General features: G+C 46.9%; 12 protein-coding genes. 7 read left to right on the top strand and 5 right to left on the bottom strand.

Annotated elements, in window-relative coordinates:
* Positions 1–3: 3 nt before the first annotated feature.
* The 3 genes from KTO58_RS15885 to bioB all read left to right on the top strand — a co-directional run bounded on the left by KTO58_RS15885 (position 4) and on the right by bioB (position 3,132).
* Positions 4–855, top strand: coding sequence for a UbiA prenyltransferase family protein (locus KTO58_RS15885; protein ID WP_157752909.1), 852 nt, complete (start codon positions 4–6; stop codon positions 853–855).
* A 69-nt stretch (positions 856–924) separates the two neighbouring features.
* Positions 925–2,028, top strand: coding sequence for a M42 family metallopeptidase (locus KTO58_RS15890; protein WP_095838426.1), 1,104 nt, complete (start codon positions 925–927; stop codon positions 2,026–2,028).
* Between the two features lie 111 nt (positions 2,029–2,139).
* Complete coding sequence (gene bioB, locus KTO58_RS15895; RefSeq protein ID WP_095838425.1) at positions 2,140–3,132, top strand: biotin synthase BioB; 993 nt, start codon at positions 2,140–2,142, stop codon at positions 3,130–3,132.
* A 96-nt stretch (positions 3,133–3,228) separates the two neighbouring features.
* Here bioB and KTO58_RS15900 read toward each other — a convergent pair whose 3' ends face one another.
* From KTO58_RS15900 to ytxJ, 4 genes are all read right to left on the bottom strand, one after another.
* Positions 3,229–10,128 carry a LamG-like jellyroll fold domain-containing protein gene (locus KTO58_RS15900; protein WP_198315222.1) on the bottom strand — a complete coding sequence of 2,300 codons (6,900 nt, stop codon included), beginning with the start codon at positions 10,126–10,128 and terminating at the stop codon, positions 3,229–3,231.
* Positions 10,129–10,504: 376 nt separating this feature from the next.
* A complete protein-coding gene (gene aroQ / locus KTO58_RS15905; RefSeq protein WP_095838423.1) occupies positions 10,505–10,921 on the bottom strand; it encodes a type II 3-dehydroquinate dehydratase in 417 nt (138 codons plus the stop codon).
* A gap of 28 nt (positions 10,922–10,949) precedes the next feature.
* Positions 10,950–11,510 (bottom strand): UbiX family flavin prenyltransferase, encoded by a 561-nt coding sequence (locus tag KTO58_RS15910; protein WP_095838422.1) that lies wholly within the window; start codon positions 11,508–11,510, stop codon positions 10,950–10,952.
* Between the two features lie 116 nt (positions 11,511–11,626).
* Positions 11,627–11,959: a bacillithiol system redox-active protein YtxJ gene (gene ytxJ / locus KTO58_RS15915; protein WP_095838421.1), complete on the bottom strand. Its 333-nt coding sequence runs from the start codon at positions 11,957–11,959 to the stop codon at positions 11,627–11,629.
* A 353-nt stretch (positions 11,960–12,312) separates the two neighbouring features.
* Between ytxJ and KTO58_RS15920 the strand changes: the two genes are divergently transcribed.
* The 4 genes from KTO58_RS15920 (at position 12,313) to KTO58_RS15935 (ending at position 16,296) form a co-directional block, all read left to right on the top strand.
* The gene (locus KTO58_RS15920; RefSeq protein WP_095838420.1) at positions 12,313–13,668 is read left to right on the top strand and encodes a UDP-N-acetylmuramate--L-alanine ligase; all 1,356 of its coding nucleotides are present in this window, start codon (positions 12,313–12,315) and stop codon (positions 13,666–13,668) included.
* Between the two features lie 78 nt (positions 13,669–13,746).
* Positions 13,747–14,520 carry a 3'-5' exonuclease gene (locus tag KTO58_RS15925; protein WP_095838419.1) on the top strand — a complete coding sequence of 258 codons (774 nt, stop codon included), beginning with the start codon at positions 13,747–13,749 and terminating at the stop codon, positions 14,518–14,520.
* A 69-nt stretch (positions 14,521–14,589) separates the two neighbouring features.
* On the top strand, positions 14,590–15,336 hold the full coding sequence (locus tag KTO58_RS15930) for a polyprenol monophosphomannose synthase (protein WP_095838418.1): 747 nt from the start codon (positions 14,590–14,592) through the stop codon (positions 15,334–15,336).
* A gap of 63 nt (positions 15,337–15,399) precedes the next feature.
* Positions 15,400–16,296, top strand: a complete 897-nt coding sequence (locus tag KTO58_RS15935) for a DMT family transporter (RefSeq protein WP_095838417.1) — start codon at positions 15,400–15,402, stop codon at positions 16,294–16,296.
* Here KTO58_RS15935 and KTO58_RS15940 read toward each other — a convergent pair.
* On the bottom strand, positions 16,293–17,042 hold the full coding sequence (locus tag KTO58_RS15940) for a DeoR/GlpR family DNA-binding transcription regulator (RefSeq protein WP_095838416.1): 750 nt from the start codon (positions 17,040–17,042) through the stop codon (positions 16,293–16,295). The genes KTO58_RS15935 and KTO58_RS15940 overlap by 4 nt on opposite strands.
* Positions 17,043–17,129 lie beyond the last annotated feature (87 nt).

The raw sequence follows: 17,129 nt of genomic DNA on the forward strand, positions 1-17,129 counted from the left end.
ATTATGCGGGCCATTTACCATTTCCTGCTTTTTACATCCATCTTCATCGCCACCTGTGCGTTGATGATGATCTGGCAAACAAACCGCATTTTAGGCCTTCGCTATGACGTAGCTACCTTTTACACCTTCGTTTTTTTCGCCACACTCTGCAGTTATAATTTCCACTGGTACCTGACCACCGGACCCTCTGAGGCTCCCCGCATGATATGGGGCCGGAAGTACCGCCGCTTGCAACTGATATTGTTTTTTGCTGGTCTAATTGGTGCTGCCTACTATTTCTGGTTATTACGTGCACACTGGCTACCTCTCAGCGGCGCTATCATTCTTACTTTTCTTTATTCTGCGCCTAAAGTGCCGCAGAAAGTGTTTATGTGGCTCCGTAAGGTCGCCATTGGCAAAACCCTGTTCCTGACAGCGGTCTGGACATATGTTACAACGTTGTTGCCTGTATTTATTGCGGGCAATCCTATCCCCCCCCAGGTCGTATACCTCAACCTGCACCGCTTTTTTCTTATTTACGCCATCTGTATATTATTTGACCTACGTGATATCGAATCGGACCGGAAAGAAGGTATCCGTAGCCTCATTACCTACCTCAGTAAAGCCAATCTGGACAAGGTTTATTATGCATCCTTACTCATTGCGGTGATAGCTGCAGCGGCATTATGGTCTTATACTACTTCTGTCGCAGTTATCACGCTATGGTTGGCTGTACTTGTCACCGCATTACTTACCAGAAGAGCGCAGCAGCGCCCTACAGATTACCTGTTTTATTTTGTATTGGATGGGATGATGATGTTCTCTGCACTCCTGCATTATCTCCTGATGCTGCTATCAGGACTCAGCGGATTATAGTTCCGTCAGCAGCAAACGCTCGCCACGTCCCGCGTTTTTCTTATTTTTGCCGCTACAATATTTAATATCATGTCAAAAAAGCAAAAGTCAATACTGAATAAGGAATCACTCGCTTTTCTGAAAACCTATCTCAATAACCCCTCTCCTACCGGTTTTGAGAAGGAAGGTCAGAAATTGTGGCTGGAGTATCTCAAACCATATATCGACGAATACCAGGTAGACGCCTATGGCTCTGTTGTGGGGATTATCAATGCCAAGTCGCCATTTAAGGTAGTGATTGAAGCACATGCCGACGAAATATCCTGGTTTGTAAATTATATCTCTCCTGAAGGACTCATTTATGTAGTACGTAATGGCGGTTCTGATCAGCAGATCGCACCTTCCAAACGTGTGAATATACATACAGAGAAAGGCATCGTAAAGGCCGTTTTTGGCTGGCCGGCTATACATACGCGTATGCGTAGCAGTGGCGATGGCAAGGAACCGCAACCAAAAGTGGAAAACATCTTCCTGGATTGTGGCGCTCGTTCCCGTAAAGAAGTAGAAGACCTCGGTATACATGTAGGCTGTGTAGCTACTTTTGAAGATGGGTTCGAAGAACTGAACTATGACTACTTTATCTGCCGTGCCATCGACAATCGTATCGGAGGATTTATGATAGCAGAAGTGGCGCGTCTGTTGAAAGAACGCAAACAGGAGCTGCCGTTCGGGCTTTATATCGTAAATGCTGTACAGGAAGAGGTAGGCTTACGTGGAGCTGAAATGATCGCCAAACGCATCAAACCAGATGTAGCTATCATCACAGATGTGACACACGATACCACCACGCCAATGATCAACAAAAATATTGAAGGTGAAATAAAGTGTGGCAACGGTCCCAGCATCACTTATGGTCCTGCCGTACACAATATCCTACGCGATCTGATCATCAAAACTGCAAAAAAGAACGATATCCCGTACCAATTACATGCTGTAAGTCGCAGTACCGGTACCGACACCGACGCTTTTGCCTATTCTAATGATGGTACGCCATCTGCGCTCATCAGCCTGCCGCTGCGATATATGCACACTACAGTAGAAATGGTAAAAAAAGATGACATAGAGCACACTATCTCCCTCATTTACAACACTTTACTGACCATTACGCCTAAGACCAATTTCAAATATCTCTAAACTCCTGACAAGCATTAAATGCTCACTGTCAACAATTTAGAGAGTGATTTGGAATTATCATATGTGATATTTTAAAAATAATGTAGGTTTGCTACCTTAAATGTTAGACTTATGCAAGATGTGCAGATCCGTCATGACTGGACCATTGAAGAAATAAAAGAGATCTATAATACGCCTTTGCTGGAGCTCGTCTACCGTGCTGCCGGTATTCATCGTCAATATCAGGACACTGCGGAAGTACAGGTATGTACGCTGCTTTCTATCAAAACCGGTGGTTGCTCAGAAGACTGTGCTTACTGCCCGCAAGCAGCCCGTTACAATACCGGTGTGAATGTGCATGGCCTGATGAAAAAAGAGGCTGTATTGGAGAAAGCTAAGGAGGCACGTGATGCTGGCTCTACCCGCTTCTGTATGGGAGCTGCCTGGCGTGAAGTACGTGACAATCGCGATTTCGACCGCGTACTTGACATGGTAAAAGGGGTAAATGAACTGGGTATGGAAGTATGCTGTACACTCGGTATGCTTACAGAAGAACAAGCGAAGAAACTGGCAGATGCCGGACTTTATGCTTACAATCACAACCTGGATACCTCCAATGAATATTACGGTGAGATTATTACTACCCGTACCTATGACGATCGTTTACGCACGCTGGATAATGTGAGAAGAGCTGGTGTAAGCGTATGTTGTGGTGGTATCATCGGTCTCGGCGAATCTCATGAGGACCGTATCGGCATGCTACATACACTAAGCAATCTGCCCAAACATCCTGATTCCGTACCTATCAATGCCCTTACCCGCGTAAAAGGTACGCCGCTGGAGCACTTGCCTAAGGTGGAATTTTGGGATATGGTACGTATGATCGCAACTACCCGTATCCTGATGCCACAAGCGATGGTACGTCTCAGTGCCGGCCGTGCAGAAATGAGCATGTCAGATCAGGCGCTTTGCTTTATGGCTGGTGCCAATTCTATCTTCACAGGCGAGAAGCTGCTGACTACCGGCAACCCTTCCTTCGAAGAGGATCATATGATGTTTGAACTGCTGGGTCTGAAAGCCAGAGAAGCATTTAAAGAAGAGAAAACAGAAGCAGCCTGCTGCTAAAGCAAAGTTGCTGAAGTCATAAAAAAGGGTTGGACAATATGTCCAACCCTTTTGTTTTTATATGGGTGCATTGATAATGCACTCATCCACTAACTGTTACTGTTTTATCACTTTTTCTATGGCAGGCAGATACCCATTTGCTTCCACCACTACCAGGTAGTGTCCGGCAGGATATTGCCCCAGACTGATATTGATCAGCTGTGTTCCGTTAGTGCCATTTTGAACATGTGTCTGTAACACACGTCCCAGCAAGTTCATTACTTTTATCACTACTCTCCCCTGTACCGCGGGCATGCTTACCTGGATCAGGTCGCGCGTAGGATTAGGCGCGATCTTCACCGGCATTGGCAATGGTACGTTACCAAAACCACAAGGTCCTATCCGCTCCCAGGCACTCTTACCTACCCAGACCGGCGCGGTTCCTTTATTGGCATATCTTGCTATATACATGAAGCCCTGGTAGCGTATACGATCTCCTTTCTGGTAATCCACATCCGATTTCCATTCTGGATCTGTACATACCGCCGGATTGGACACTTGTATGGTTACATCTGCAGAAGTACTTATCGCTCCGCTATAGTCATAAGCCTTTGCAGACAAGCGATAGGTGCCGGTACTAACATACCCCCAATTATATACATAGGGTAAGGTATCCAGTGTGGCCAGCAGTCGGTTACCTGCATACAGCTCTACCCGTTTTATACGCCCGTCGACATCCATGGCATCTGCTTTAATAGTAACAGGGGCGATGCCAAACCGTTGCCCATGTCCGGGAGCCGTGATACGGACAACAGGTGCTTTATTCAATGTACTTCCTACAGCTACCTGGAAGATACCGATAGTATCTGCCGCAACTGCAAACACTACACTACTGTCATTCACGTTACCAGGTTGTGGCATTTCTGTCCATACACCATTGAATGGTTGTAGTCTACGATCATAAAGCGCATAGTTGAACGCTCCATCCACGGAGATGCCCAACTGTAGAGAATCCGGACGATGGTTATGTCCATAAGGACGTATTAACCAAAAACTATTACCGGATCTTCCGATAGGAGGGTTTGGTGCGATCGTAAAATGACTGATCACTGTTTGCCCAATTGTATTCATAGACGGATAGTGTACTTGTAAGCCACTATTACCAGCAGCAGACCAACCATTCATCAGTAACGTCGTATAGCTGATACCCGGCGCCACCGGAGCTGTCGTCGGTACATTATCAGCCACTCCATTTTTACGTACTAAATAATGATTAGGAGATTGCTCTATGAGGTATGATGCATTACCGGCAGCAGGTAGATATACGCGCAGACCAGCTTCCTGTCCTGTCAGCGGATGATGCATATGTTCTCTGATTTCAAGCGGGGTACGGGCAGTCTCCCACATCCGGAATTCGTCCATCGCGCCGTGTAAGGTACCATTATCACGGCTTCCGAGCAGGAACGATTTCCAGGCCGGCGGGAAACTTGAATTCGGTAAACTATCTCTCAGCTCTCCATCTACGAAAACTCTGGCATAACCACTATCAAACGTATAAGCGAAATGATGCCATTGGCTGGTATCCGAAAATACATTGGCGACGGTTAAACGGGAACGTTCATTATTCGCTACACCAATACTTAAACTTTTGTTGTTGTTGGCATGCGCCAGGAAACTGCCCCAACCGTTACCGATACTTTGGTTCCAATCTATGGAACTGCTGGCTTTCAACCACCACTCAATACTGAATCTGGCAGGTTGCCAGTTCAATCCTGTTATCTCCAGCTGACCATATTGCCCATCAAACCGGATGGCTTGTGTAACGTCTGGTCCTACTGCTGCCGTCTTAACTGGTGTAATAGCTATCTGTCCTAGATAAGACAATGTGCGTTTGTCATCAAATCGGTATACATAGTTATTACCGTCGTACTCTGCCGCCACTGTATTTAGTGACCAGCTGTCCCCGAAGCTATTAAATGATCTATCGAACAGGTAGGAACGCAGGCTGGTATCTGATCCCGTTGATTGAGCGCTTATACGCAACGTCTTCAAACCATTGAAACTACTGTTGGTACCATAATTACGAAATATGTAATAACCGCTATCTGTACCTCCTGACTTCGGAGACAAGTGTGGTACTGACATTAATTTAGTTACCACTACTTCTCCATTCGGGGAAGTTCCTGCCGGGTCAAAGCTCATCGTAATACCGGCCTGTTCAAAGAGGACTTCGCCGCCAGTTATTGTCCGGGTTTGACTAATTCCTTTGCCTACAGGTACGGAAGAAATGGTATAAACCGGGTTGCCTGCTACTTCTATTGGATAACCATTGTCTGATTTATCGAATACTTTAACAGTATTGCTATCTTCCTTGTTAAACTGTAAATACATTTTTAACCCGGGTTCGTTTCCTTTAAGCGTCAGGTGCATATACTCCCTGATCTCTTGCTGGCTACGGGCGCTGGTCCACATCCGGAACTCGTCCAGTTCACCATCGATCGTGTTACCATCTGCCGAGCCTATATTAAATGAGCTCCATACCGGCGGGAACGTTGATGCATTTTTACTATCAGCCAATATACCGTCACGGTATACCTTCACAACTCCTTCGTCGAATGTATATGCATAGTGGTGCCAGGTATTCGGCTCATTAAATGCACCACTCACCAACAAACGTGAGTTGCTATTATTAGCAACACCAACATTGAGCGATCTGGTATTATCCGCATGTACCAGGAATGATCCCCAGCCATTACCAATAGATTGGTTGTAGTTTTTGGAAGTATTTGCCTTCAGCCACCATTCTATGGTGAATGTTCTTGGCTGCCAGTTCAGGTTGCTGACAGTAAGTATATCTCCGTCACCATCGAACTTCAATGCCGTGCCGGCATGTTGATCTACCAAATTTCCTTTTTGCTGTATGGGTAATGACTTTAACAACTGGCCGTCAGTCGTGTGCTGGATATAACCATGGATATCTCCCGCGACAAAAGGTACAAAACGAACGTAAACAGTTGTATCTGCAATCGCACCATCTACCGCTGATATTATTAGTGGCTGATCATTACCGGTAAAGCCACTGTCTGCACGTAATGATACTTCAAATCCTTTGGGAGGCGTAATACGCAATGCATTATTGAGCTGATAGGATTGAATGCGATAGCTGACTACCTGTGAAGAAACACCTACCTTAGCATCTGCAACTGGTAGACTATCTACGGAAGTAGTCAGGAAAGCACTATTGTTGCGGGTAATCAAATACTGCGCGTAAATTTTCACACTATCAAATCGTACACTGTTAGTGGTCGTATCTACCCTACCAGCCTGTCTGATCAGCTTCCAGCCGGAAGTCGCCGTATTACCTTGTCGGGCCCAAAGGAAAACCTGCGAAGCTGCTGGTACATCTCCTGCAGACATTTCTTTCATATTAAACTTCATTTGCATCAGCTGTGTACTATCTTTTCCATATTGTTGTCCTAACCAATACCCAGCTGTCAATTGCCGGAAATGATCCGGTAATCCGGTTTTCAGCTGCGGCATGGTATAGATATGTGAATAACTCACCCCGCGGGACTGGTGTCGCTGATAGCTCAGCTGTAATTGTACAGAAGGCAGTGATAATGTACCTGCTTCTGTACCCTGCGCCGTATAACCGTATCCTACCGGCAGATAAGCAGCCGTCTTGGTACTACCTGCCGTTTGCTCCGGCCACTGCTGACATACGATATCAAATGCTTGCGGATCGTTATTATCGAAATTAAGATAATGCACAAGTCCTGATTCGTCGCCGCGCAGGGAATGATACATGGTACTTCTTATTTCGGACACGCTGCGGGCCACATTCCATACACGCACCTCTTCCAGTTGCGCATTCAATCGGCGTATAGAATTCGTGGCATAGTCTTCAAACCAGCTGCCGATGGTAATATCATCCAGCGCCGTATTTAAAGCGATGTCCCAGTTCATCTTTTCTACACCATCATAGTACATTAATATCTTCGTACCCGTATATACGATCGCATAGTGGTGCCAGTTATCTTTAGATCCGGGTAATAATACCGACCGGGTATTATTGCCATCTACTGCCATCATCCAGGTATCTGCGGTGATATCAAAGGTGCGGAAAGCCAGGTCTCCTTTGGTATTATTTTTCTTTCCTGCACGGAACAAAGGACCTCGGTTGAATTGGGTCACCTTGGCCCACATCTCTATCGTGCGTGGTCTCGCACCTGCTATAGCGGTGTTGTTACCCAATATCAGTGTCTGTGTTCCATTGGTTTGCCAGGCACTGTCCGGAGAAAGTCTGATCACAGCATCTGCACCATTTGTCAATACGCCATCTACCTTCGCCTGCAGACGGTAATGCCAGATCGAATCTGTACTCAAAATATCCATGGGAACCAGTGCTTTCACCGAGGTAAAAATATGCCCGCTCAGTGTACCGGGATTGACGGCCATACGATGACCATAATTGGTACCTGTACCATATTCAAATACCACATCTGTGATGTTCTTCTGATGGGGATTGAGAGACCCTCCCAGCAGTACATGCAGGGAATCTGCCACGGTGGCTTGTCCGGTAGCTACATTATAACATTTGTAAGTCCCTGCAGCCTTCATTATAGCGTTGCTGCGTAATCCTTCTATGCCGTTGGCACCGATGGCCCGGATCGCGTACCACTCTTCCTTATTATCATCTACTTGCGAAACGATAAAGACGGAATCCATTGTTCGTCCGACGGCTTGCATATATTTTTCACCAAGTTTGAATATCTCATATTCCTGTGCGGCGCCTACACGTTGCCAGGATAACTGTAATTGACGACCACAGGACCAATCTACCCTGAAGCTCTGTGGTTGTGGCAATACCGCTACCTCTCCTGATACAGCTACCTGCTGTCCCCGACGTACCCTGATCAGGATTTTACCGGCATAGTCCGGCACGGTCCATTTCACGGCACGTTTTGCAGCCGGTATGTTATTGGCAATGGTATCCCAGGAGTTCCCGCCATTGCGGCTGTAATCAACTGAAAAAGTACCACTGTTCCCCCAGGCATCCCAGCGCAGATATTCCTGCTGTCCCGGTACAAAAGATTCCCCGCCTAAAGGATAACTCAGGACCACCTCGTCTTTTACGAATTCATAGACCACATAAAACTCCTGCGGCCCCTGTGGTATCAGCGTTCCATCTATCTGTACAGTGTAGTTACCAGCTGCCGGCTGCTCTACAGTCACCTGCTCTACATTATTGATATGATCTTCTTTCCGAGTTGGCAACGCGTTAAGTCTGGCTGCTATTGCCGTAGTGTCCAGCCCCCAGGGAAGTATTGCCTGATTGCCTGCATCCTTAACAACAAGATCAAGGTCGTTTACGAGTGCCTGCGCAGCGTTGACGGTGCTTTCATAATCTGTCCAGTACAACATCACCCGTAATTGGGCAGTACCCGCCGGTACGGGGATCTGCAACGTCTGTTGTCCGGCATGCCCGATGGTGCCCGTATAAAACTGTCGGTGTTTGATCAATTGGTAAGCCCGGCGTACATTAGGACGGCCAAAACCGGTTTTAAAGTCAATACCAGGATTATACACGTCATCTGCTGTATTCATCATGATCGCTTTGATCATACCGGAAGGCACATGGAGCTGGCCGGTCTCTCCCTGGAAAGCATGACGCACAATAGTGAATATGCCAGTCACTTTAGGAGCGGCAAATGATGTACCGCCCAAACCCTCTATGGATAATTCCGGTTTAATACGACCATCATAGGCAGGCCCGCTGTTGGTCCATGCCAGGTAACTATCTTCATAATCAGTACCGCTTACCGTAAAAATGTTCTTGGCATGTTTGGGTTCGCCAGTTAGGTTGCCCCACCCTGCAAGGCCGCTGTATTTACCACCACGAGGTGTATTGTCCCCATTATTTCCTGATGAATATACCAACATTGCTTCTGGCCGTGTGCGGACAAAATTGTCGTGCTCCCGGGTCGTGCCGTTATAACCAGCAGGACTGAATTTCCCATCTTCCAGGGTCCAGCCATAAGACATGTTAACAGCACGTATCTGCTTGTCAGCAGCATCATACAAGGCATACAGGTCTCCTCCGGAAAAGGCAAGTATATTGGCCCCCCAGGCATTAGACCGGTTCCGGGGATCGGCATTACCGCCAAATCCCAGAAAACTGGACACTCCTGAAGAATGGGAACCAGGCGTTCCCGGCTGATGGGAGCCTGGCAACACTCTTCCCTGCAGATCTATGCCGGCATACATGCCATTCTCACGTATCATGACATTGGTACCGGTGCCATTATAAGTAACGCCGCCGTATCCGCTATTGATGAAGTTAGATCGTCCCATATTGCTGTTGTCAGAATCTTCCGACTGAGGCTCTCCGGCTACCGGGGCGATGTATTTCACCTGTTTGATCGCAGCCAGATTTTGTATTTTATCCGCTGTCATTGTCAACCGCCAGCTATGACGGCTGATGGGTTGTATATGATCAGCCACCTGTCTCAGCAAACCTTCCGATCGTGGAGCATCTGCATTGTCGAATACCGTCACTTCCAGTTCCAACTGATTCCCTTTACGGGCATGCGCCGGGATCCGTTGTTCTATTATTTCGGGAGACAGTTTAAACGCGGGTTCCAGTGTTATTACAGTGCGGATACCATTTGCCCGCAGCTGGCTGGTATCTATATCCGTTGCGAAGTAAGTATAGTAGGCATAGTTAGGTAGATAATCCAACAAAGTGATCCCTAACTTCAGCAACTGTTGCCGCTGCGCTGGACCAGGGATATCATAACATTGCAGCAGGTAGTAGTCATCACCGGTATACCGGCCATTGTTATCCTGCCTACCATTGTGAAACACCCCTTGGGATGAGGATTGTAATTTATCCGGTGGGCTGAACTGCCGGTTCATGTGCAGTATCCGGTAATCTCGCTTGCCTGGTGGCGATTGCTGTGCGACAGCTGTATAGCTACACAACAAAACCAGGAATAGGTAGTAGATCTTTTTCATGGATATTGTGGTTTTACAAGATGACAATAGGGGGGGACCGGCCAGGGGCATAGCATCGGCAGAACACTGCACTGTCGGACCAGGCACATACAAATAGCTGGTACCTGATTGCAGGCACATTTCACGTTCACTGTAAAAAGAAAAAAGCTGATAGGTTTACCGGAATACTTTCATAGTTCAGTTGCTCACGTTACGGTAAAGGAGGTTATCACACTTTTTGGTTGATAAATTACTGGTGCGCTCAATTATTCCAGTTGCCTAATTTAATATCATTTCCCTAAAGTTTAATATTACAGCCATGAAAATGATAAACCAGGTACAAGTACTGGCAAAGGTGGGTTAGCGTTTATCACAGAATCGTCAGATCGGCTGCTAGTTATTGTAGGAAGTAGTTGGCAGCTAATTCATATCCTTTCATACCCAATCCGCAAATGGTGCCGACGCATTTGGGTGCTATCAGGGAAGTATGACGGAATTCTTCGCGGGCATATACATTGCTGATATGTACTTCCAGCACCGGTGTTTTGATCGCGGCGATAGCATCCCGGATGGCAACAGAGGTATGGGTGTATCCACCAGCATTCAGCAGGATACCATCCGCCGAAAAACCTTGTTCATGCAGGTGATTAATAATCTCCCCTTCTACATTACTTTGAAAATAAGTGAATATGACCTGGGGATACTTCTCCTGTAGTGTCGTAAAGTATGCTTCAAAAGACTCACTGCCATAGATACCAGGCTCCCGCTTTCCCAGCAGGTTCAGGTTAGGTCCGTTGATGATCGCTATCTTCATTATTGGATGATATAAGTATGATGTAGTATTAACTTCCCCAGCGATAAGTATCTTGTTTTATGCCTGCCAGGTCGAGCACCCTGTCCACCACCGTCGCTACGACGGCTTCAATGCTAGCGGGTTTACTATAAAATGACGGAGTAGCCGGACAGATAATGCCACCTGCTTCTGTCACCGTCTGCATATTACGGATATGGATCAGGTTATAGGGCGTCTCCCGTACCACACAGATCAGCTTGCGACGTTCTTTCAATACAACATCTGCAGCACGGCTGATCAGGTCATTGGATATCCCGGTAGCGATCCTTCCCAATGTACCCATGGAGCAGGGGCAGATGATCATGGTATCATACTGGCCTGACCCTGACGCAAAAGGGGCATGAAAATCCTGCTGTCCATATACAGGAAAGGGCAATTGCATATATCCCTCATCTTCCAGTTCCGTTTGCCATACCGTCCTGGCATTATTGGTCATAATGATCCCGACGGCGTCTAACTGATCGGAAGCTACTGCCAATTTCTGCAGTAGCTGACGTGCGTAAATGGCCCCACTGGCCCCGGTAACTGCTACAACTATACGATGCTTCATATGCCTTTATCTGACTGCAAAACTAATGAAAATCAGCCAGCTGGCTCACCACGTTCACTTATAGGCAAAAAAATACCGGCCATGTTGCCGGTAAATTCAATTCGTTTTTATGACCCTTAGCTGGCCAGTGCATGCTCCAGCTCACTCATACTGATACCATTATGGCTGTCATTATATACACATTCACCATTACGTATCAATAACAACTGAGGAGACTCATGCTCTACACGAAAAGTCGCTGCTATTTCGTTGGATACCTCCCGGTAACGGATCAAATCCAAATAGTAGAATAGCACCTGTTCAGGAGCTTCCTCTCTTTCCAGACGACTTTTGGCCATCCCGCTGATAGAACAGCGGGTACTGTGTTTGAAGATCACCACCGGCTGCTGATGGCTGATCTCCTGTATTTTCCTAATTTCTTCGGTCGACGTTAATGCTGTCCAGTTCATTTACACGCGATGGCTTTTTTCGGCCGCAGGCGCTTTGGTGATCTTCATCGGACACCCCAGTTTCTGCGTTGCACACGATGTTAACAAAGCTGCAAAGATACAAACCATACATGCGCCGCCCAAAATTTTGGCATAAGATCTCATGTGAAAGTGTTTAACTGATGAACGCAATTTCATAGGGAAAAATTATAGTTCTTTTTTAATCGTCTTTTGTGACGTTATTTTGCAAATATAATAATTATATTAAAGAAAACAACAAGATGAATGAGGGGACATTGCAGTCAATACAAGCCAGGTAAGCCAGCCCGGCCGTTTTAACGTACTTCCCACACTCCTCTTGCCTTCCTCAGATTATGACAAAAGTACATTTCATCGCCATAGGCGGCAGCGTAATGCACCAGCTGGCCATCGCCCTTGCACTCAAAGGCTACCGTGTCAGCGGCAGCGACGACGAAATATTCGAACCCGCACTGTCCAATCTGAAACAAGCCGGTATCCTCCCCGACGCCATCGGCTGGGACGCCGCCCGGATCACACCTGATATCGATGCTGTCATCCTTGGAATGCATGCCCGCGCCGACAACCCGGAACTGATCAAAGCCAAAGAACTCGGTCTTAAAATATATTCTTTCCCGGAATATATCTACCAGGAAAGTAAAGATAAAACGCGTGTCGTGATAGGCGGTAGCCACGGTAAGACCACCATTACCGCAATGGTGATGCACGTACTCCGGCTCAGTGAAAAGGCTTTCGACTACCTCGTAGGCGCCCGCTTGCAGGGCTTTGCCCAGTCTGTCAATATTACCGATGCCCCTGTCATCATCTGCGAAGGAGATGAATACCCGGCGTCCGTCATTGAGAAAAGACCCAAATTCCACTTCCTGCATCCGCATATCGCCGTATTAAGCGGTATCGCCTGGGATCATATCAACGTCTTTCCTACTTACGATATCTACAAAGAGCAGTTCGCCATCTTCCTACGGCAAATGGCGCCAGGTCATACCCTCATCTACAACAATGCAGATGAAGAACTCAATGCCCTGGTAAATGCAGAGGGCCGTCATCTGAAATTGCTCCCCTATAACCTTCCCATTCATATGATCAAAGAGGGAGTGACCAGGGTCTACTTTGATGAAGGCTATACCGACTTACAGGTCTTCGGCGAACACAACCTGCTCAACATGCACGCTGCCCGCCTCGTCTGTAACGAACTGGGAATAGACGACGAAACCTTCCTGAAAGCCATCGCATCCTTCACCGGTGCAGCCAAAAGATTGGAACTCATCGGTAAAAATGAGCAAACCGCCATCTACCGCGACTTCGCTCACGCACCTTCCAAAGTAAAAGCAACTATCCAGGCCGTTCACAATCAATATCCGCAACGGAAATTAGTCGCCGTCCTGGAACTACATACGTATAGTAGCCTGAATGCCGATTTCATGGTGCAATATCAGGGAGCAATGGACAAAGCAGATATCCCGGTCGTATTCTACAGCAAACATGCCCTGGAGATCAAAAGAATGCCAGATCTGTCTCCCGAACTGATCGCACAAGGCTTCGGACGTAACGACCTCCATATCTTCAACAAAAGAGAAGAACTGGAAGCATTCCTCGACCAGCAAAACCTGTCCCAAGCCAATCTGCTGATGATGAGCTCCGGCGATTATGACGGACTGGATCTCTACGGCCTGAAAAAATATCTTCAATAACAACCTGCCTGATCGCGTTGTTTATTAATGACAACTACTCAAAACGAAACTAAACTCAGAACTTACTAATACATTTTTATGCCCTCTTTGCAGCTGAAAAGACCACTGGCGGTGATAGACCTGGAGACAACCGGCACCAATATTGCCACTGACCGCATCATCGAAATTGCGATCATTAAAGTCTTCCCGGACAAATCCGTACAGTCTAAAGTAAAACGTATCAACCCGGGCATCCCCATTCCGGCGGTAACCACCGCCATCCATGGCATCAGCAACGAAGACGTAAAAGACAGCCCTACCTTCAAACAGGTAGCAAACGAAATGCGCCAATTCCTCGAAAACTGCGATATCGCAGGCTATAATTCCAATCGATTCGACATTCCCATGCTGGTAGAAGAATTCCTGCGTGCTGAACTTGACTTCGATGTGTCTAACCGTAAATTCATCGATGTACAGAAGATATTCCACCTGATGGAAAAAAGAACCCTCAGCGCGGCCTATAAATTCTATTGCGATAAACAACTGGAAAATGCACATAGCGCAGAAGCAGATGCGCTGGCTACCTATGAGATCCTGGAAGCGCAACTCGGACGCTATGAAAGCCTGCAAACCGATGTAGACGGACTCGCCGACTTCACCCGTGAAGACGAATACGTCGACTTCGCCCGCCGCATCGCCATGCAAAACGGTACAGAAGTATTCAACTTCGGAAAATACAAAGGCCGCCCCGTAAGAGAAGTGTTAAAAATAGAACCACAGTACTACGACTGGATGATGAAGGCCGATTTCCCTTTGAATACCAAGCAAAAACTAACAGAGATATACCATAATATGATGTTAAAAAAAATTTAATATTTCTCTGTTAGATGCGGTCTTATTCATGAATTAAATTATTTTCGCGTTTCTAAACATACCAGCTGATTGGAAAAGCTAGTTATTATTCCTACGTATAATGAGAAGGATAATATCCGGAGGATCATTGACGCTGTATTTTCCTTGCAGCAGGATTTTCACATACTCATCGTAGATGATGGCTCCCCGGACGGCACCGGCGCCATAGTAAAATCATTACAACAACAACACAATGGCGCCCTCTTCCTGGAAGAAAGGAGCGGTAAACAAGGCCTCGGCACTGCTTATATCCATGGTTTCAAATGGGGACTCGCCAAAGGCTATCATTTCATCTTTGAAATGGATGCTGACTTTTCCCATAATCCAAAAGACCTTCCCAGACTATATGAAGCCTGCACTACCGGCGGCGGCGATGTCGCAGTTGGCTCGCGCTATGTATCCGGCGGCCGTACCGAAAACTGGCCCTGGAACAGAGCAGTCCTCTCCTATGGCGCGTCCGTCTACGTACGTCTCATCACCTGGATGAACGTAAAAGATGCGACCGCCGGCTTCGTCTGCTACAAACGTAATGTACTGGAAACCATCAACCTGGATGCCATACAGTTCGTAGGATACGCTTTCCAGATAGAAATGAAATTCACCGCCTGGAAACTAGGCTTCAAGATCAAAGAAGTACCCATTACCTTCGTAGATCGTAAAGAAGGATACTCTAAAATGAGCAAAGGCATCGTAAAAGAAGGTATCCTGGGTGTACTTAAAATACAATGGCAAAGCATCTTCAAACGCTATGAGCGTAGAGTGCGCAATGCTGAATAATATTCGGTCCTCATACCGGAACAATCTATGCAGCATCCTCTATGCTGCATTTTTTGCGCTATCATGAAAAAAGCATTTTTACAACTACATCTATCCGTATTCCTGGCCGGTTTTACAGGTATACTTGGCAAACTCATCGCGCTGCCGGAAGGTCCCCTCGTATGGTACCGGCTCCTTTTCACCTCCATCACCTTGTACATACTGTTCCGGGTTAGAGGACAACTGAAAAAACTCTCCTGGCAACACATCATGCCCATCGGCAGCACCGGCATCATCGTAGCACTACACTGGCTGTTCTTCTATGGAAGTATCAAATATGCAAATGTGTCCATCGGCGTGGTCTGCTTCTCACTCACTAGCCTGTTCACCGCCATTTTTGACCCACTCATCAACCGCCGCCGGCTGGATATCGCCGAATTACTGCTTAGCCTACTCACCCTGATAGGCATCCTGCTCATCTTTCACTTCGATACCCAATACCGCACCGGCATCATACTGGGCATTATCTCTGCCATGTTCGCAGCGCTCTTCACCGTTTTTAACAAACGCCTGGTAAAGAAGTATGATACAGGTACCATCACTTTTTATGAACTGACCACCGGGTTCCTCGCAGTCTCCGCTATCATGCCTTTCTATATGACAGCACTGCCCGATACCCGCTTCCTGCCCACTGTACCTGATCTCGTTTATCTGCTGATACTCGCATGGGCATGTACCGTATGGATGTACATGCTGTCAATGAACGCATTGAAGAAAATATCCCCTTTTACCGTCAACCTGTCCTTCAATCTGGAACCGGTCTACAGCATCATCATGGCTTTTATTTTGTTTCATGAAAATAAACACCTGAACGGGGCCTTTTACGGTGGCTTAGCTTGCATCATCCTCTCAGTCGTCCTGCAAATGATACGTGTAGCAAGACAACATCGCATGCAACAGACAGTGGAACTGGCTCACTAGTGCAGCTCTAGCGATAGCTGCTGATAAGGGATCAAGGTCGGATGGTCCGGATTTAACTCCGTGACAAGATAATCTATCACATGCAAGTCACATACCTTCATCCGCTGTACAGAACTGAGCTTCTCAGCAATACACAATATGCCCAGCCGGTTAGCAGAACGGATCATCGCCCGCTTCACCTGTACCACTTCCCAGTCCGAATCCGTCATTCCTTCCTGTATGGATAACCCGTTTGTCCCCAGCAGACATAGATCGACCTTAATGTCAGCCAGCTGATTGATAACACTGGCTCCTAGGTGTACATTCGAACTTTTGGATAATTGCCCGCCAATACTGATCACCGTCAGATTGGAATGTTCTGCCAACTGCAGGGCGACCAGGGGACTAATCGTAAAAAAGGTGATACGCAGATGATCGGGAATCATCTTAGCCAGCTCTATCATGGTTGTGCCGCCACCAGTAAGCACTAGCATATCCTGCTTTAATAACTTGATAGTTTTTGCTGCTATTTGCCGTTTTGCTTCAAGCGCGTATACAGCATTTTCCTCATTAAAAGGGTAGTGAAAAGAACGGCCAATCGCCCCCCCATGGACTTTGATCACCTGCCCCGCTTCTGCCAGCTCCTTCAGGTCACGCCGCACAGTATCTTCTGATATCGACAACATGGCGCTCAGGTCTGCAGAAAGTACCTTATTGTGCAGGTTGATCTGCCGCATAATAAATGTTTGCCGCTCTTCTTTCAACATGGAAAGGGATTTTAGGGCTACAAAATACACCAAATACTGAAAAATCCGGGCTTTACCCCATTGAATGGCCATATTGCGTTTTTATGC

Source organism: Chitinophaga pendula (assembly GCF_020386615.1).
GTDB classification, from domain to species: domain Bacteria; phylum Bacteroidota; class Bacteroidia; order Chitinophagales; family Chitinophagaceae; genus Chitinophaga; species Chitinophaga pendula.

Bases quoted from the DNA above. Each gene is read 5' to 3' on its own strand.
- ytxJ (WP_095838421.1), bottom strand. From the start codon at position 11,959: ATGAACTGGACAGCATTAACGTCGACCGAAGAAATTAGGAAAATACAG.
- KTO58_RS15910 (WP_095838422.1), bottom strand. From the start codon at position 11,510: ATGAAGCATCGTATAGTTGTAGCAGTTACCGGGGCCAGTGGGGCCATT.
- bioB (WP_095838425.1), top strand. From the start codon at position 2,140: ATGCAAGATGTGCAGATCCGTCATGACTGGACCATTGAAGAAATAAAA.
- KTO58_RS15920 (WP_095838420.1), top strand. From the start codon at position 12,313: ATGACAAAAGTACATTTCATCGCCATAGGCGGCAGCGTAATGCACCAG.
- KTO58_RS15940 (WP_095838416.1), bottom strand. From the start codon at position 17,042: ATGTTGAAAGAAGAGCGGCAAACATTTATTATGCGGCAGATCAACCTG.
- KTO58_RS15935 (WP_095838417.1), top strand. From the start codon at position 15,400: ATGAAAAAAGCATTTTTACAACTACATCTATCCGTATTCCTGGCCGGT.
- aroQ (WP_095838423.1), bottom strand. From the start codon at position 10,921: ATGAAGATAGCGATCATCAACGGACCTAACCTGAACCTGCTGGGAAAG.
- KTO58_RS15885 (WP_157752909.1), top strand. From the start codon at position 4: ATGCGGGCCATTTACCATTTCCTGCTTTTTACATCCATCTTCATCGCC.
- KTO58_RS15925 (WP_095838419.1), top strand. From the start codon at position 13,747: ATGCCCTCTTTGCAGCTGAAAAGACCACTGGCGGTGATAGACCTGGAG.
- KTO58_RS15900 (WP_198315222.1), bottom strand. From the start codon at position 10,128: ATGAAAAAGATCTACTACCTATTCCTGGTTTTGTTGTGTAGCTATACA.
- KTO58_RS15890 (WP_095838426.1), top strand. From the start codon at position 925: ATGTCAAAAAAGCAAAAGTCAATACTGAATAAGGAATCACTCGCTTTT.